The sequence below is a fragment of the Acinetobacter soli genome, from assembly GCF_000760595.1.
Taxonomy (GTDB): domain Bacteria; phylum Pseudomonadota; class Gammaproteobacteria; order Pseudomonadales; family Moraxellaceae; genus Acinetobacter; species Acinetobacter soli.
The window spans coordinates 75,800-94,437 of record NZ_BBNM01000008.1 but is presented as its reverse complement, the minus strand read 5'-3'; the positions used below and the strand labels follow the sequence as shown (position 1 = coordinate 94,437).

The window sequence follows — 18,638 nt, the reverse complement described above, 5'->3', positions numbered from 1 at the left end:
ATGGCAACTCAAATGAAAACAGGCATGGTCAAGATTTACCTCAACTACTTATCTGGACTCGGTCGTCTGCAGAAAAAAACGCTGTTGCTGCTGATCGATGCTTGTGTATTGCCACTTCTGATGTGGTTTGCGTTTGCCATTCGTTTATTTAATTATAAAACCCCAATCATGGCAGGTATGAGCTGGTGGCCGCTTCTGGTCATTGTGCTTGGGTTAGGTTGTTTGTGGCTGACGGGTGTTTATCGCGCCGTGATTCGCAGTTTTAACGAAAACTTTATTTTACGTCTGGCCTTGGCAGTCTTATTGAACATGATCGCGCTGTATGTGGTCGCCAAATTACGACTCGCCTTTGTACCGATGAGTATTCCCATCATTTTTGGGTCGTTATTGTTTGCATGGGTCTGGTGTAGTCGGGCCTGTATCCGTATTGTTATTAACAATACCTTATACAGTCATATTGAAAAGACCCGTGTTGCCATTTATGGTGCGGGCAATGCGGGCCAACAAATGGCGCTGGTGCTAGAGCGCTCTTCAAACCATATTCCGGTACTCTTTTTAGATGACCAACCGGGCTTACAAGGCCAGATGGTTCAAGGGCTCAAAGTGTATGCGCCAGATGAGTTGCTACAACTCAAACAGCGCTTTCATTTGCACGAGATTTTGCTGGCGATTCCTTCGATTGGACGTCAGCAAAAAATGAAAATTATTCAAAAGCTGGAGTCGCTGGCATTACCGGTGCGAGAAATTCCGAGTGTTGAGCAGATTATCGATGGGCAACTGCGGATTTCGGATATTCGCGAAGTGGATATCGAGAGCTTGCTGGGGCGAGAGCCTGTTCCTCCCAACGTCGAACTGCTCGATAAAAATATTCGCGCTAAAGTCGTGCTGGTGACAGGAGCAGGGGGCTCAATTGGCTCAGAACTGTGCCGGCAGATTTTACAGCGTCAACCAGCATTATTGATTTTATTTGAGCAGTCCGAATTTTCACTGTATAGCATTCATCAGGAATTACAGCAGATTGCCAGCAATGTGCTGCCAATTTTGGGCTCGGTATTTAACGAAAAAAAACTGACCCGAATTATGCAGCAGTATCAGGTACAGACGGTCTATCATGCTGCGGCTTATAAGCATGTGCCCTTGGTTGAGGCCAATCCGATAGAAGGTCTACGCAACAACAGTGTCGGGACTGCTAAAAGTTTAAATGCAGCCGTTGCTGCACAGGTAGAAACCTTTGTACTGATCTCGACCGATAAGGCGGTTCGCCCGACCAATGTGATGGGCGCATCCAAGCGTCTTGCTGAGTTGTATTGTCAGGCGGTTGCGGCCACACAGCCAAAAACCCGCATCAGTATTGTGCGTTTTGGTAATGTATTGGGCTCTTCGGGTTCGGTAGTGCCACTTTTTAAAAAGCAAATTGCAGCGGGTGGCCCGATTACCGTGACGCATCCTGAGGTAACCCGCTACTTTATGACCATTCCCGAAGCGGCACTTCTGGTGATTCAGGCGGGTGCCATGGGTGAGGGGGGAGATGTATTTTTGCTTGAAATGGGTGATTCAGTCAAAATCCGAGATTTGGCTGCACAAATGATTGCCTTAAGTGGTCTTAAGCTCAAAGAGCATGCAGATGATGAAGGTGATATCGAAATTCACTACACCGGTTTACGCCCGGGCGAAAAGCTTTATGAAGAGTTGTTGATTGAGCGAAGTAATGTACAGCCCACTGCTCATGAGCGAATTGTAAAGTCATTTGAAAAGCAGTTTGCATTAAATGAAATTAAGGGCCTAATGGAACTGATTCAGCATAGTTATACGCATCGAAATGATTTGGATAGCATTTTAGATCAGCTGGAATGCTATGTGGATGGTTACAAACGCAGCGATAAAGTTGTGGTGAGTTAAATGAAAAATATGCTCTTCTATCATTCACATAAGTTTAGAAGAGCATAATCATTTAAGAGAGCTTAATAAGCCCCCTCACGCATGACAACGACTTTGACTGTTTTGAGTACAATCACTAAATCATTCCATAGCGACCAGTTTTTGATATACCATGCATCGAAATATATTCGAGTTGCATAGTCGACATCACTTCGTCCACTCACTTGCCATAAACCAGTTAAACCGGGTTTGGTCATTAAGTAATAAGCAACATCATCTTCATAGCGTTTAAGTTCGTCTGCTGTAATGGGGCGAGGCCCAACAAGACTCATTTCACCTTTTAAAATATTAAAAAGCTGAGGCAGTTCATCTAGGCTAGATTTACGAAGAAATTGACCAATTTTGGTGACACGAGGATCATCTTTTAATTTAAATGTTTCTTCCCATTCTTTGCGTGCTTCTGGGTCTGTTGCCAAAATCTTTTCCAAAAGTTCTTTCGAGTTGATCGCCATAGATCTAAACTTTAAACATTTGAAAGTTTTGCCATCTTTTCCAACGCGTTCATGTCCGTAAAATGCAGGGCCACCATCCGCTCTGACTTTAAAAAAGACAAACAACATAATTGGAGAAAGTACAATTAAGATGGATAGCGAAACCACAAGATCAAAGATCCGTTTGAGTATGATGGAAGAAATTCTGGAAATGTTTCTACGGATATGCAACATGAGAATTTCATGGCTAAAAATAAATGAAATGTCTGTACGATAAAGAGGAACTCCTCGTAAAGAGGGTACAATTGAAACGTACTGGAAATGATTGACAATAAACTCGCGTAATAATGCTTCACGAAGCTTAAAGTGTTCAGACTCTAAAGCCACGATATAATTTTTTTCAGAATTTAAAGTTTTAAATAAACTGGCTGAATCAAGAACTCGAATCTTTACAGGAAGTTCTTTCAACTCAGGTTCAATGATTTCGTCATGAATTGCGATAAACTCGGTAATTGTATAGCCCAAGTTCTTGTCTTTACAAATGGCTTTATAAGTATCTAGTGCATTTTTTCCACAACCAATAATCGTTGTATCCTTTTTCCACAATTGAAGTTGATTAAGCAGAGTTTTACAAAGCACTCTGAATACCACAGTGAAAAGCGTGATGATAATCCAAGACAAGGCTAAACAAAGAAGCAATGATTGTTTACCCAGAAAAACGAAAACAATCGATTCAAGCAAAGTAATAATGGTGGTGTATTTCAATATCTCACGTAACTCATACCAAAAACTTTTTCGATGAGAATAGTGTTTGAGTGAAAACGCATACCATACAATCAAAATCAGACCAAATACCCAATGCAGATGGATTACTTTTTCGATAGCTTGTACATCTATGTTAAGAAAAGGATTAATAATTAGAATCGATAAATACAAGGGTACAATAAATGCAGTTAAGTCTGATAAAGCCAGAAACAGACTGCTGATTATGTTTTTTTGCTTTTGTTTCATGATTGATTGAGTAAAATTGTGGCTCTACGTATTCTATACAATTGCATTTGAAACACAAGTAAGCGTAAAGGCAGTTGAGCTGGTACTTTGAAGTGTGAGATTTAAAACTTCAATTTGGAAAAAGTTCTTCGTACTAGAAAGGTTAAGTTTTGGATAATAGTTTTCTGAAGGGTTTGGGAATTAATCACAAATCAATAAATGAAATTTTATTCTCAATTAAAACTTAATTTTAAAATCTTGGTGGTTTATTTCATTTAGTTTTCATCTTTTTTTGGGTATGCTAAGGATCTTAAAAAGAGTAAGTGTTTAATGAATCAACATGATTTATTCAGAATCTGATCTTCACTTATTGCTCATAGCTTAACTTTTAGTGACTTAATTACAATGATCAAAAAAGCAATTCTTCCAGTCGCAGGCCTAGGCACTCGATTTTTACCTGCAAGTAAGTCAATTCCCAAAGAAATGGTGACTGTGGTAGACCGCCCTGCCATTGAATATGTAGTCCGCGAAGCAGTTGAAGCTGGAATTACGCAAATTATTTTAGTGACACATTCCTCTAAAGCGTCTATCGAAAATTACTTCGATCGCAACTTTGAGCTTGAAACCACGCTCGAGATGAAAAAAAAGTATGACTTGTTGGCAGAAATTAGTCATATTGTTCCTGAAGGTGTAAGTATTGTCAGCGTTCGTCAACCACAACCTTTAGGTCTTGGACATGCCGTATTATGTGCCAAAAGTATTGTGGGTGAAGATGATTTTGCAGTTTTACTGCCAGATGTTTTGGTAGAAGCAAAAAATAATCAAAATGATTTGGCGCAAATGATCGCACGTTTCGATGCAGTTCAAGCGGCACAAATTATGGTTGAAGCAGTGCCTGATCATTTGGTAGATCAATATGGCATTGTTGACGTAGCTCAGGCACCTCGAGAGGGCCAGAGTGAAGTAATGAAAGGAATTGTTGAAAAACCAAAACCAGATGTTGCACCATCAAATTTGTCTGTAGTGGGGCGTTACGTTTTACCGGCAAAGATTATGCAATTGTTAGAACAAACGCCTAAAGGTGCAGGCAATGAAATTCAGTTGACCGATGCAATTGCCTTGTTACAAAAGGTGGAAACTGTTGAAGCATACCGTATGCAAGGTCAGACTTTTGATTGCGGGAGTAAATTAGGATATCTGAAAGCAGTACTCAATTATGGTATAAAACACCCACAGCTCGGGCAAGACTTTAAAAAACTGATACAAGAGCTCGATATTTAACATTTTGAAATTTCGGCGTAGATGAGAATGAAAATAGCAATTTTTGGGACCACACTTCATGCTGGCGTTATGGCTGCATTACTTGCAGAGCGCGGAAATGAAGTCCTTTGGTGTACCGATCATGATTTTACCGGCCATGAAGAACAACTCGTCTGTCAGACCTACCAAGAGCAGGATGTCAATCGTCTGCTGCTCAAGCAACGACAAGTCGGTTTTTTAAAAGATTGTTCATTCTCATCTATTCCGCTTGATATCGAGGCCTACCTGTTTTGCTTTAGTCCAACAGAACTTGAAAAAGGCCTTGAGGTGACCCAGCGCCTTAATGCGCGTCCGATTATTCATCCGCGTTTGATGGTCAATGGTTCAACTTTTGGTTTACATGGTACCGAAAAACTCAAGCAAAACCTTCCTAAAGATCATTGGGTGTATTTTCCCGATATGATTCAGGAAGGTAATGCGATCAATAGCGTATTGAGCGTGAAGCATGTGATTGTCGGAGTAGAGTCCGATTACAGCAAAACGATTATGCATGAAATGCTACGACCTTTTTTTCGCTTCAATCACCAATATTTGTTTATGCCGATTTTAGATGCCGAATTTACCAAACTGAGTATTTCTGGCATGTTAGCTACTCGTATCAGTTACATGAATGATCTAGCCATGGTCGCTGAGAAGCTTGGCATTGATATTGCGAATGTAAAAGAGGGTATGGGCGCAGATACCCGGATTGGATCGGCCTATTTGTCTGCTGGTGTTGGTTTTGGTGGCGAGAATTTCTCGCATGACATTTTGACGTTATCAAACGTGGTTTCGGGCAGTGGAGCGAGAAGTCGCTTGCTGGAACAGGTTTGGGAGATCAATGAGCAACAAAAAGAAGTGTTGTTTCGTAAACTCTGGAATTATTATCACTGTGATCTAAAGGGTAAAGTGATTACCATTTGGGGTGCCGCGTTTAAAGAGAATACCTCTAATATTCATAATTCTCCTATTCATAGCATGTTATTGGCTTTGTGGGCACAAGGTGCAACTGTAAAATTGCACGATCCTCAAGCACTGGAAGTAATTCAGAGCCTATATGGAAAACGTGACGATTTAATTTTGTGTGAAGATCAATATGAAGCAGCCCGTGGTGCACATGCGCTTTGCGTGTTGACGGTCTGGAAACAATATCTCAGTTTAAATTATAAAAAACTTCAACAATTGATGGCTCACCCGTTTATTTTAGATGGACGTAATGTCTACGATCCGGTCTACACAAAACAACAAGGGTTTGCCTATGAGGGTATAGGTCGATTATGAATAAGAATATCGAGCACTTTCCGAGGAAAACAGTGTTAACACCTCAACAAAAACTTGCCCAGCTGATGGATCAGCACGAAGCAGTTCATTTAAATGAATTGTTTGAAATGGAACAGGATCGTTTTACCAAGTATTGTGTAGGCTGTGACGATCTGGTCTTCGATTTTAGTAAACAACGGATTAATGCGTCGATTCTCGATGCATTGGTCGAGCTTGCTGAAGAAAAGCAGCTCAAGCAATGGATTGATACCTTATTTTCAAAAAATAAAATCAATTATACCGAGCAGCGTGAAGCCATGCATTGGGCATTACGTTTACCTGAAAATGATAAAACTTACCCAGAGCTTGCTGCACAAGTGGGTGAGCAGCTTGACCGGATGTATGATCTGGTCAATAAAATCCATGCAGGACAGTACCGCGGTGCAACAGGTGAAGTCATTCAGGATGTTGTGAATATTGGGGTTGGTGGTTCAGATCTTGGCCCTTTAATGGTCAGTCATGCGCTCTCCGACTTTAAAGTCAAAACTGCAAAACCACTCAATATTCGTTTTGTTTCCACCATGGATGGTAGTCAGCTCTCCGATATGCTGCACCAGCTACGTCCTGAAACCACCTTATTTATTGTTTCATCCAAATCGTTTGGAACCATTGATACACTTTCCAATGCACATACGGCGCGTAAATGGCTGGAAAAAGCACTCGGGCGTGAAAAAGCGGTACTCAATAGCCACTTTATCGGGGTATCGACCAAACCTGAAAAAATGACCGAATGGGGTATTCATCCAGACAAGCAACTCCTACTGTGGGATTGGGTTGGAGGACGTTATTCATTATGGTCATGTATTGGTCTACCGATTGCGCTGACTATTGGCGTTGAGGGTTTTAAAGCGTTCCTCGACGGTGCGCATAATATTGATCAGCATTTTCAGAACACCGAATTTTCTCAAAACCTTCCGGTTTTGATGGGATTAATCGGGGTATGGAATACCAATTATCTCAAGCTAAATACCCATGCTGTTTTACCCTATGATGGTCGCCTGAAATACTTTACTTCGTACCTACAACAGCTGGAAATGGAATCGAACGGTAAATCCACTCAGCGTAATGGCCATAAAGTAGAACATACCACTTGTCCAATTGTATGGGGTGAAGTTGGACCGAATGCGCAACATGCCTTTTATCAGTTACTGCATCAGGGCACGCATTCAGTGAGCTGTGACTTTATTGCGCCGATCAAACGTTATAATGCCAACCACTTTACCTATGCCAAAACTGCCGATACGCTGATTGATCAGCACTTACTGGCGCTATCGAACTGTCTGGCGCAATCACGCTTACTGGCATTTGGTAATCAGGTGCTTAATCCTGAAGAACTCGAACAGCTTCCTGCCTATAAACAGTATGAAGGTAATCAGCCAAGTACCACCATGTTGTTAAAAGAGCTGTCACCTCGAACCATGGGTAAATTGATTGCGTTGTATGAACACAAAGTATTTGTACAATCGGTCATTTGGGACATCAATCCATTTGACCAATGGGGCGTCGAAAAAGGCAAAGAAATTGCCAATGAACTGTTGCCGATTTTAAATGGGCAAACAGCGGAAGTCACACATTTGGATGCATCAACACAAGGGTTGATCGAGTTTTTATTGGAAAAAACAGATGGCTAAAATTTTGGTAACGGGTGGTGCGGGCTATATTGGCTCGCATACCTGTGTGGAGCTGCTTCAGGCGCATCACGATGTTGTGGTATTGGATAATCTGTCTAACAGCTCACGTGAAGCGTTGGTTCGTGTAGAAGCACTCGCAGGAAAATCGCTGGAGTTTGTTGAAGGAGATATTCGAGACAGTCAAATGCTGGATCAGGTGTTTAAACAGTTTCAAATCGACGCCGTGATTCATTTTGCTGGACTCAAAGCCGTCGGTGAAAGCCAGCAAATTCCGCTGACTTATTTTGACAATAATATTGCTGGAAGTATTCACCTGGTCGATGCTATGGCGCGTGCAGGTGTATTTAAACTGGTCTTTAGCTCGTCTGCAACGGTATATGATGAAGCCAATAGCTCGCCGTTAAACGAAGATATGCCAACAGGCATGCCATCGAATAATTATGGCTATACCAAATTGATTGTTGAGCAAATGCTACAAAAGTTGGCATTGGCCGATGCTCGTTGGTCGATTGCTCTGTTGCGGTATTTTAATCCGGTGGGCGCACACTCAAGTGGCCGTATTGGTGAAGATCCGCAGGGGATTCCAAACAATTTAATGCCTTATGTCACGCAAGTGGCGGTTGGTCGACGTGAAAAACTGTCGATTTTTGGACAGGATTATGACACGGCCGATGGTACAGGCGTACGTGATTATATTCATGTGGTCGATCTGGCCAATGCGCATTTATGTGCACTCAATAACCGTTTGAATGCTCAAGGTTGCCGCGCGTGGAATATTGGAACGGGGCAAGGCTCTTCAGTGCTTGAGGTGAAAAATACCTTTGAACAGGTCAATGGCGTGCCCATTGCATTTGAATTTGCACCGCGTCGTGAAGGTGATGTGGCGACATCGTTCGCCGATAATCAGCGTGCAATGAATGAACTGGACTGGGCACCCAAATACACACTTGAAGATATGCTTAAAGACAGCTGGAACTGGCAAAAACAGAATCCTCAAGGTTATTAAATCTTCGTTTTTAATTCAGCTTTTTGAATGACCCCGAAGGATGGTGGTCATTCATGGCGTGTGTATAATAGCCTCAATCCGAATTTGTAGTGGCGATTATGCGCTTTGTTCTGTTTCTTCTGACCGCCGTTCTGATCAGTCTCGCTTGGCTTTCGCCCGATCATAGCTATCCATGGTTGACTTTTGCCAGTGAAATGCTCAGTTTCGCTGCCTTGCTCACCTTACTCACTGTCTTTTTAAAACAACCGCTCCGCTTGCCACGCATTCAGTTGCTGGGCTTGCCGATTGTCTTTATTCCATTGTTACAATGGGGTTTTGGCTTAGTCATCGATCTAAGTGCTGCACTTCTCTCCACCGCATATTTACTGGGGTTTTGGTACGCAGTGCTGTTAGGGTATAACCTCAGCTTAACCCATACGGATCAGCAGCAGACCTTACGCCAATGTTGTTATGTACTCTATGCCGTTGCATTGACCACCAGTCTGATTGCGTGTGTGCAATGGCTGAACTTAGAAGCCCATGTGCCGGGCGTGATGACGCTTTATAGCCATCGACCTTATGCAAATTTTGCCCAGCCCAATAATATGTCAACTTTTCTGATTATGGGGCTTTTGGCATGTTTGTATTTGGCAGAAACGCAGGCCATGAAACTGCGTTATCTCTGGCCAGTCGCAGCTTTAATCATTTTTGCTATTACCTTAAGCCAGTCACGTACCGCTTGGGTATTCGGACTATTTTTTCTGGGTTACTGGGCGTATAAATCTTGGCGCTATCCAACCCGTATCAACCGTGGCTGGATCATGCTGTGGGGTGTTGGATTTTTTGCTGTGGGGCTGGCGTTTCCGCGATTGACCCGATGGATCCAGAGTTTAAATCAGACCGATGTAGTCAAGACCTCAAGCATCATGCAGCGCGCCAGCGCTGGGCATGAACGCATCGGCATCTGGGAACAGATGCTGCACGCCATTCAGCAGCAGCCGTGGACAGGGTATGGATGGAACCAGACCAGCCTGGCTGAACTGTCGAGTATGCCATTCAACACAATTCACGTTTGGTTTAATAGCTCGCACAATGTGGTACTGGATATTCTGGTCTGGAATGGTGTAGTACTCGGTGGTCTCATTTTAGTGTATTTCACACTGTGGATGATTTGGCTGAATTATCATAGCAAGCGTATCGAGTCGATTGTGGCCAGTTTAATGGTGGCAGCCGTGTTGATTCATGCCTTGTTGGAGTATCCACTGCAATACGCTTATTTTTTATTGCCTGTTGGTTTCTTGATGGGCTTAATTCAAGCGCAGACACCCGATCAGAAATGGTACGCGTTACCGCGTGGAATCACCCGTGTGGTTTGGCTTGCAGGTTTTATTCTGCTGGCACTGATCTGGCGCGATTACAGCCTATATAAACTCAATAGTGTCAGAATTATCAAAAAGCAGCCGCCCAATGTTGAGATTTGGGGCAGTGCCAAGATCTTGGTTCTCACCGAGTTTGATCAGCGTTTAGACTGGTTAAAATTAAGTCCGGTGGCTCAGTTGAGTTTGCAACAGCTGAATCAAATTGAAAAAATGGTCTACAACAAAGCCACACCTTATAATATGCAAAAGTACGCGCAATTATTGCTGGCAAATGGACAGGTCGATAAGGCCATAGAGCAGATTGGCTATTTAAGTCGTTTGCATAAAAAAGACTACTCACTCTATGATTTAGAGCAGGCCAATGCATCGGCGCTCAAGCAAGCAAAGTAATGTTTGAGAAATAAAAAAAGGCGATTCTTGGAATCGCCTTTTTTGTGGATATGGCTTAGGCCTGAATCAGTGCAGTAACTTCATCGACATACTGTTGAATCGGTTGAGCTGCCTGATCATGACCACGACTTTCGATATTCAGGCGCAATAGCGGCTCAGTATTCGAGGCGCGGACATTCATACGCCATGTTCCGAAGTCTAGGCTCACACCGTCGGTACGGTCAATCTCGGGATTTTGATCATTGTAGTGATCAAATAGTTTTTGAATGGTGGCTTGGGTATCGGCCACTTTAAAGTTGATTTCACCACTGCATGGAAACTTGGCAATCATGTTTTCAACCAATGTCGATAACGATTGCTGTGTTTCAGACAATAAGGTTAATACCAATAACCAAGGAATCATACCGCTGTCGCAGTAAGCAAAATCACGGAAGTAATGATGCGCGCTCATCTCACCGCCATAAACAGCATTGTGTTCACGCATCACTTGTTTAATAAATGCATGCCCCGATTTAGATTGAACCGTGACGCCGTCATGAGCATCGACAATATCAAGGGTGTTCCAGACCAAACGTGGATCGTGGACAATTTTTTCCCCTGATTGTTTCAACAAGAATGCTTGTGCAAGCAAGCCAACAATATAGTAGCCTTCGATAAACTGGCCTTTTTCATCGAATAAGAAACAGCGGTCAAAATCGCCATCCCATGCAATCCCCATGTCTGCCTGATGTTCAATCACTGCATTGCGCGTGCTGTCACGGTTTTCAACCAGTAATGGGTTCGGAATACCATTTGGAAAGCTGCCATCAGCTTCATGATGAATCTTGATAAATTCAACTGGCACGTTCAGGCTTTTAAATTCTTGCTCAAGTGCATCGATCACGTGGCCTGCCGCACCGTTACCAGCATTGACCACCAATTTAAGTGGGCGGATTTTGCTGGTATCAATATAAGTCAGTAAGTGCTGAATAAATTCTGGCAAGATGTTATACGCTTGTGTGGTGCCTTTGACCGCAACATCATGAAATTCATTGCTTTCAGCAAGTGCCTGAATTTCTTTTAAACCAGTATCAGCACTGATAGGGCGCGCATTTTCACGCACCAGCTTCATGCCGTTGTAGTCCATCGGGTTATGACTTGCAGTCACTTCAATACCACCCTGAACATCTAGATGAAAAGCGCCAAAGTAGACCTCTTCAGTACCGGTCATCCCCAGATCAAGTACATTGACACCGGCATCGTTTAAACCGCGAATAGTGGCTTGTTTGAGGTCTTCACTGCTTAAACGGACATCACATCCGACCACGACAGTTTTAGGTTGATAAATCTGACCATAGGCACGGCCAATTTTGTAAGCAATTTCTTCGTTTAGTTCTGTACCGAGTTTGCCTCGAATATCGTAGGCTTTAAAGCAGGTGAGTGTTGTCATCTTGAATTAGATATTAAAAAAATTATGTGCGCCCATTATACCCAAGCCACATGAAAAGAATATGATCGTTTAAACCAGATCGTTAAAAGCCTGACGCGGTAAATTGCATCAAAATATAACGGCTTGAATTCACAATTTGATGTTTAAGCAATGGTTTTGAAAATTTCATAGCACGATTGACGAAACCATTGATGGCTGGTTTTGTGATGACAACACATATGCCAGTGCTGCTTGATGCTATAGGTGGGAAACTCAAGCGGTGCATCGTAAATTTGCAGGTTACCGCGTGCCAGTAAGACCTGACTCAAATAATACGGTACGGTGGCAATCGCATCGGTTTCCTGGACCACCAGCCCTACGCCTAGATAACTGGGTAATCGAATGAGTACGTTGCGTCTTAAACCTTTGTTTTGCAGCTCATTTTCGATGTGATAATGCCCAGCACCAGCATCAATATCGATGTGCATTTCACGAATATAATCATCAATACTGATGCGGTCACTTTGCAGGCGTGGATGATTTTTACGGGAAATCACCACATAACGCTGTGAAAACAATTTCTGTTGATAAAAACCATCTTCGAGCTGAGGCAGAAAGCCAATGGCCAGATCGATTTCACCGTTTGCCATTTGATAGCTGGTTTCTGAGCTAATCGGACGGACATTGAGCCGGATAAACGGTGCGTTTTTATTTAAAAACTGAGTAATTTGTGGCAACAACACCAGATGCGACACATCGGTCATGGCCAAGGTATACAGCAAATCCGACTTGGAAGGATCGAAATTCACACTGAAATTATTAATACTTTCAACTTTGTTGATCACTTCACTAATCAGCGGAAAAATTTGCTTGGACAATTCGGTGGGAATCATTTCATTGCCCACACGTAAAAACAACGGGTCGCCGAAATGCTGGCGAATTTTGATCAAGCCATTGCTGATGGTCGGTTGACTCACACCAATCGCATCGGCTGCCGTCGAAACACTCTTGGATTTATAAACATGATAAAAAATATTGAGTAATCGGCTATCAAGATCAAACATGTTGTGTTGTCCTTAACCATTCAAAATAAAAGAAGGGAAAACCGACGGCTCTTTGCAAAGTATTCATGTGTTCATCATAACATTGAACCCAATCAATCGATTAGGATTTTCAGCCAATCTGCGTCTGGAGTTGTCGTGTAGATGGATGCTTGGTCTCATGCCTACATCAGTGTTTCGCAATGACCAAGAAGACAAGCGATGCCCTTTAGTTCATATTGGTATGACCAATTTAAATTAAAAATAAGCATTGAGATTCTATTTTAGCTAGTTTAGTATGCAAAAAATAGAAATCCTCTGGCATATTTTTGCTTAAAGCTAAATTGGTATGACCAATTTAAACGTATTGACTGGTTTACAGGAGTATTTTTCCTGAAAACAAAATGATTCTCGGCATTTCAAGGAGATGAAAATGCTGCATGTTTGGCAACAAGCCTATGACCCTCTAAATAATATCTGGCTATCCAGTTTGGTCGCGCTGATTCCGATTATTTTCTTTTTTATCGCACTTGCCGTATTGCGTTTAAAAGGCAGTGTTGCGGGGACCATTACGGTGGTGCTGGCGCTTTTAATTGCATTGTTTTTTTACCAAATGCCAGCAGCAATGGCTTTTGGTGCAGTGATTTATGGCTTTTTTTACGGATTATGGCCGATCTCGTGGATTATTCTGGGAGCGGTATTTTTATATAAAGTTTCGGTCAAAACCGGACAGTTCGACATTATTCGTTCCAGTATTTTATCAATTACCGCAGATCAGCGCCTTCAGATGCTGTTGGTCGGATTTGCCTTTGGTACCTTTTTAGAAGGTGCAGCAGGCTTTGGTGCCCCTGTTGCCATTACCGCGGCATTACTGATGGGTTTAGGGTTTAAACCGCTCTATGCCGCAGGCCTGTGTTTGATTGTGAATACCGCACCAGTGGCTTTTGGCGCGATGGGAATTCCAATTATTGTGGCAGGGCAGGTTTCTGGGGTCGATACCATGGAAATCAGCCAGATGGTGGGGCGTCAGCTGCCTTTTCTGGTGATCATTGTACTGTTTTGGATTATGGCAATTATGGATGGCTGGCGTGGCGTGAAAGAAACATGGCCTGCGGTTTTGGTGGGCGGTGGAGCATTTGCGATTGCGCAGTATCTGACCTCAAACTTTTTGGGGCCTGAACTACCGGACATTACGGCTGCGATTGCATCGTTAGTCAGTTTGACGGTGTTATTTAAATTCTGGCAACCCAAGCATATTTTTAGATTCGAACAGACCGAAGACACTCAAACTACTCCTCAATCTGTACAACATTACCGCGTAGGTCAGATTGCCAAGGCGTGGTCGCCATTTATGATCCTGACGCTCATGGTCACCCTCTGGAGCATCAAGCCATTTAAGGCATTGTTTGCCAAAGGCGGTGCATTGGAACACTGGATTTTCAAGATTGAAGTACCTGGCTTACATCGATGGGTCGAAAAAGTTCCACCGATTGTGCCAGAGCATACTCCCTACGATGCAATTTATAAGTTCGACTGGTTTTCTGCCACCGGAACGGCCATTTTTATTGCAGCAGTGATCACCATCATTTTCTTAAAAATGAATGCAAAGCAGGCTGTGGTGACTTTTGGCGAAACTTTAAATGAGCTAAAAGTACCGATCTATTCAATCGGGATGGTCTTGGCTTTTGCATTTATTGCCAACTATTCTGGACTGTCTGCCACCTTGGCGCTTGCTTTATCGCATACGGGCCATGCGTTTACCTTTTTCTCGCCATTTTTAGGTTGGTTAGGGGTGTTTTTAACGGGTTCGGATACCTCATCGAATGCCTTGTTTTCGGCATTACAAGCCACCACCGCCCAGCAGATCGGTATTCCTGAGGTATTGCTGGTAGCAGCCAACACCAGTGGCGGCGTGACTGGCAAAATGATTTCACCTCAGTCAATTGCGATTGCCTGTGCTGCGGTGGGTTTAGTGGGCAAAGAATCGGATTTGTTCCGTTTTACGGTAAAACATAGCATCATATTTACCATCTTTGTGGGCATCATTGTGACGGTACAGGCGTATATTGTGCCGTGGATGATTCCCTAAACTCACGATATAAGGAAAAAGTATGCGAGTCTCTGACCAGGTGGTACAAAAGTTACAGGCGCTCATTGAGCAACGTAACCTGAAACAAGGCGACCGCTTGCCTGCCGAGCGTGTACTGGCCACCAGTCTGGGAATTTCGCGACCCTCGCTACGCGAAGCCATCCAGCAGCTCAATAGTTTGGGGGTACTGGCCAGCCGTCGGGGAGATGGTACCTATATCGTACATTTGCCCGAAACATGGCCACAACAGCACATCGTCGAGCCAATTAGTCTACTGCTTGAAGAAGATCCGCAGTATCGATTCGATGTGCAGGAGTCACGGCTTATTTTGGAAGGCGGTACGGCATGGTACGCCGCACAGCGAGCCACCGAACAAGATCGTGCCAAAATTCATCAGTATTTTGATGAAATTGCACAGCATCAGGCGCGTGGCGATTCTGCGGCGGCAGCGGTGGCCGATGCCAATTTTCATCTGGCCATTGCAGAAGCATCGCACAATGCGGTGCTGATTCAAATGATGCGCAGCCTGTTTGACCTGCTGCAATACAACGTCTTTTTGGGCCGAAAAAAAGTTTATAACCATCCTGTAAGCGCCGATTTACTCAGTGATCAGCACTTTCAGGTTATGGATGCCATCGACCGCCAAGATGCGCAAGCTGCGCGTGATGCGGTATGTGGTCATATCGAATTTGTCATCCATCAGGTACGTGCACTGGACGAAGACGACGCTCGCCAGAAACGTGCTACTCGTTTAAACAGGATTGATTCAGCATGATTATTTCATCTTCAAATGATTATCGCGAAGCGGCGCAGCGCCGTTTGCCACCGTTTTTATTTCATTACATCGATGGCGGCGCATATAGTGAATCGACGCTGAAACGAAATGTTGAAGATTTAGCTCAGGTGGCATTGCGCCAGCGTGTATTAAAAGATATGTCGGCATTGAGCCTCGAAACCCGATTATTTAACGAAACGCTTTCGATGCCGCTGGCATTGTCTCCAGTCGGGCTAACAGGTATGTATGCCCGTCGTGGCGAGGTACAAGCAGCCGTGGCGGCAGATAAAAAGGGTATTCCTTTTACCCTTTCGACGGTTTCGGTGTGTCCGATTGAAGAGGTGACGCCAGCCATTCAACGTCCGATGTGGTTTCAGCTTTATGTGCTGCGTGATCGTGGCTTTATGAAAAATGCCTTGGAACGCGCCAAAGCGGCAGGCTGCTCGACCTTGGTCTTTACCGTCGATATGCCAGTGCCGGGCGCACGTTACCGAGATGCCCATTCAGGTATGAGTGGCCCGAATGCAGCCATGCGCCGATATTTACAGTCGGTCATGCATCCACATTGGGCGTGGGATGTGGGATTGCTGGGTCGTCCGCATGATTTAGGCAATATTTCAAAATATTTAGGAAAACCGACCGGGCTTGAAGACTATATTGGCTGGTTGGGCAATAATTTTGATCCGTCTATTTCATGGAAAGATTTAGAATGGATTCGTGATTTTTGGGATGGCCCGATGGTTATTAAGGGCATTTTAGACCCAGAAGATGCGAAAGATGCGGTTCGATTTGGTGCCGATGGGATCGTGGTGTCTAATCATGGTGGACGCCAGCTTGATGGCGTACTGTCTTCGGCACGCGCCCTACCTGCGATTGCCGATGCAGTCAAAGGCGATTTAACCATTTTGGCCGATTCAGGTATTCGCAATGGTTTGGATATTGTGCGCATGCTGGCCCTTGGCGCAGATAGCGTCATGATCGGACGTGCATTTGTTTATGCACTGGCGGCGCAAGGGGGGCAGGGTGTGTCTAATTTACTTGATTTACTTGAAAAAGAAATGCGAGTGGCCATGACCCTGACCGGTGTCAAGCGCATTGCCGACATTGATTCATCTTGCTTGGTCGAAATGAACAAAGCATTGAGCTTCTAAAAGGATATTCCACATGCCACACAGCACAACATCACTGATTCAGCACTTACAACAGATTGTGGGCAAGTCTTATGTTTTGACTGGTGATCAGCAGACCCGTCAGTATCGACAGGGACGACGATTTGGTGAAGGCAAAGTGTTGGGCGTGGTGTGTCCGGGAAGTTTACTCGAACAATGGCGTGTTTTGCAGGCGGTGCTCGATGCAGATTGTATTGTCATCATGCAGGCCGCCAATACTGGCCTGACGGGAGGTTCTACACCATATGGTGAAGATTACGACCGGCCTGTAGTACTTTTAAGTACCCGACGTTTGCAAGGGATTCAGGTCATTCGTGATGGTGAGCAGGTGGTCTGTCTGCCGGGTGCGACACTAGATCGACTCGAACAGACCCTTAAACCTTTTCAGCGTGAGCCGCACTCGGTTATTGGTTCATCGTGTATTGGAGCCTCGGTGCTGGGCGGTGTATGTAACAATTCGGGAGGCGCTTTGGTTCGTCGCGGACCGGCCTATACCGAGCTGGCGTTATATGCACAAGTCGATGCTCATGGCGAGCTTCAGTTAGTGAATCATCTTGGGATTGCACTCGGCGACACACCTGAAGAGATTCTGACACGGCTTGAAACGCAGCAATATCGCGGTTCAGATATTCAAGACGATGTGGGGCATGCCTCCGATCCGCATTATAGCCACGATGTAACGCAAGTCGATGCCGATAGTCCGGCGCGTTTTAATGCCGATCCATCGCGATTGTTTGAAGCGTCTGGTTCTGCCGGAAAAATCTGCGTCTTTGCGGTACGGCTAGATACCTTCGCCAAAGTCGAGAGTCAGGTGTTTTATATCGGAACCAACGATGCCGATGATCTGACCGCGCTCAGACGTGCCTTGCTGACCACACTACCGAGTCTTCCGATTGCAGGTGAATATATTCATCGTGATGCCTATGATATTGGTGCAAAATACGGCAAGGATACTTTTTTATTTATTGAAAAATTCGGAACGGCCAATGTACCCAAGGCCTTTGCTTTAAAAGATAAAATAGACGGGGTTCTGGAGCGTTTTAAGCTAAAAGGTTGGACTGATCAGTTGTTGCAGGCGGTGACCTATTGTTTGCCCAATCATTTACCTGAACGCATGAACCAGTTTCGAGATCGTTATGAACATCACCTCATTTTAAGAATCGAGCAGCAATCGATCTCTGCTGTGCAGACATTTTTACACGATTATTTTGCTGTACATCCGTCTGGTGCTTTTTTCTTGTGTGATGAAGATGAAGGCCGTAAAGCATTTTTGCACCGTTTTGCGATTGCCGGCGCCGCGATTCGCTACCGCGATACACATTTAAATGAAGTCGAGGATATTGTTGCCTTAGATATTGCCTTAAGACGCAATGATCGAGATTGGGTGGAGCAGTTGCCGGCCCATCTTGAATCCAAAATCTTACATAAACTTTATTACGGTCATTTTTTCTGTCATGTTTTTCATCAGGACTATATTGTCAAAAAAGGCGTCGATCCCTTAGCGATGGAGCACGAAATGTGGACCTTACTCGATGCGCGCCGAGCAGAGTATCCTGCCGAGCACAACGTGGGTCATTTATATATCGCCAAGCCAGCGCTGGCACAGTTTTATCAGCATCTAGATCCGACCAATAGTTTTAATGTGGGTATTGGTCATACCTCCAAGCTAAAGTATTGGGGAAAATCAAAAAAAATCTAAATGGGTCTGTCTTATGCAGCTATCACACACTGTGCCCTTACATTTCCATTTTTTTTAAGGTTGCAAAAGCAAAAGAAAAAAATTAAGGTGAACGA

13 protein-coding genes are annotated in these 18,638 nt (G+C 44.1%); 10 read left to right on the top strand and 3 right to left on the bottom strand.

Annotation, left to right across the window (positions count from 1 at the left end; all coding sequences use genetic code 11):
- Positions 1-24: 24 nt before the first annotated feature.
- Positions 25-1,899 carry a polysaccharide biosynthesis protein gene (locus tag Aso01_RS10820; RefSeq protein ID WP_042065435.1) on the top strand — a complete coding sequence of 625 codons (1,875 nt, stop codon included), beginning with the start codon at positions 25-27 and terminating at the stop codon, positions 1,897-1,899.
- 62 nt (positions 1,900-1,961) lie between these two features.
- Here the strand turns inward: Aso01_RS10820 and wbaP are convergent, their stop codons facing one another.
- Positions 1,962-3,380 carry an undecaprenyl-phosphate galactose phosphotransferase WbaP gene (gene wbaP / locus Aso01_RS10815; protein WP_042065426.1) on the bottom strand — a complete coding sequence of 473 codons (1,419 nt, stop codon included), beginning with the start codon at positions 3,378-3,380 and terminating at the stop codon, positions 1,962-1,964.
- Positions 3,381-3,764: 384 nt separating this feature from the next.
- Here wbaP and galU point away from each other — a divergent pair, with 384 nt between their 5' ends.
- From galU to Aso01_RS10790, 5 genes are all read left to right on the top strand, one after another.
- Entirely contained in the window at positions 3,765-4,640 is an 876-nt protein-coding gene (gene galU / locus Aso01_RS10810) for a UTP--glucose-1-phosphate uridylyltransferase GalU (protein WP_004941729.1), read from the top strand.
- Positions 4,641-4,667: 27 nt separating this feature from the next.
- Positions 4,668-5,939 (top strand): nucleotide sugar dehydrogenase, encoded by a 1,272-nt coding sequence (locus Aso01_RS10805; RefSeq protein ID WP_004941725.1) that lies wholly within the window; start codon positions 4,668-4,670, stop codon positions 5,937-5,939.
- Positions 5,936-7,609, top strand: coding sequence for a glucose-6-phosphate isomerase (gene pgi, locus Aso01_RS10800; RefSeq protein ID WP_004941722.1), 1,674 nt, complete (start codon positions 5,936-5,938; stop codon positions 7,607-7,609). Before Aso01_RS10805 ends, pgi begins: the two co-directional genes overlap by 4 nt.
- Positions 7,602-8,615 (top strand): UDP-glucose 4-epimerase GalE, encoded by a 1,014-nt coding sequence (gene galE, locus Aso01_RS10795; RefSeq protein ID WP_004941718.1) that lies wholly within the window; start codon positions 7,602-7,604, stop codon positions 8,613-8,615. The genes pgi and galE overlap by 8 nt, the downstream gene beginning before the upstream one ends.
- Positions 8,616-8,713: 98 nt before the next feature.
- Entirely contained in the window at positions 8,714-10,363 is a 1,650-nt protein-coding gene (locus Aso01_RS10790; RefSeq protein WP_004941716.1) for a PglL family O-oligosaccharyltransferase, read from the top strand.
- 55 nt (positions 10,364-10,418) lie between these two features.
- Here Aso01_RS10790 and Aso01_RS10785 read toward each other — a convergent pair whose 3' ends face one another.
- Together Aso01_RS10785 and Aso01_RS10780 are read right to left on the bottom strand one after the other, a co-directional pair.
- Entirely contained in the window at positions 10,419-11,792 is a 1,374-nt protein-coding gene (locus Aso01_RS10785; RefSeq protein WP_004941713.1) for a phosphohexomutase domain-containing protein, read from the bottom strand.
- Positions 11,793-11,935: 143 nt separating this feature from the next.
- On the bottom strand, positions 11,936-12,835 hold the full coding sequence (locus tag Aso01_RS10780) for a LysR family transcriptional regulator (protein WP_004941710.1): 900 nt from the start codon (positions 12,833-12,835) through the stop codon (positions 11,936-11,938).
- 403 nt (positions 12,836-13,238) lie between these two features.
- Between Aso01_RS10780 and lldP the strand changes: the two genes are divergently transcribed.
- From lldP to dld, 4 genes are read left to right on the top strand one after another with little or no spacing between them, the layout of a single operon-like run.
- The gene (gene lldP, locus Aso01_RS10775; protein WP_171063773.1) at positions 13,239-14,900 is read left to right on the top strand and encodes an L-lactate permease; all 1,662 of its coding nucleotides are present in this window, start codon (positions 13,239-13,241) and stop codon (positions 14,898-14,900) included.
- 22 nt (positions 14,901-14,922) lie between these two features.
- Positions 14,923-15,675 (top strand): transcriptional regulator LldR, encoded by a 753-nt coding sequence (gene lldR / locus Aso01_RS10770; protein ID WP_004941703.1) that lies wholly within the window; start codon positions 14,923-14,925, stop codon positions 15,673-15,675.
- Positions 15,672-16,826 (top strand): FMN-dependent L-lactate dehydrogenase LldD, encoded by a 1,155-nt coding sequence (lldD, locus tag Aso01_RS10765; protein ID WP_004941700.1) that lies wholly within the window; start codon positions 15,672-15,674, stop codon positions 16,824-16,826. Before lldR ends, lldD begins: the two co-directional genes overlap by 4 nt.
- Before the next feature lie 13 nt (positions 16,827-16,839).
- A complete protein-coding gene (dld, locus tag Aso01_RS10760) occupies positions 16,840-18,543 on the top strand; it encodes a D-lactate dehydrogenase (RefSeq protein WP_004941697.1) in 1,704 nt (567 codons plus the stop codon).
- The last annotated feature ends 95 nt before the right edge of the window (positions 18,544-18,638 follow it).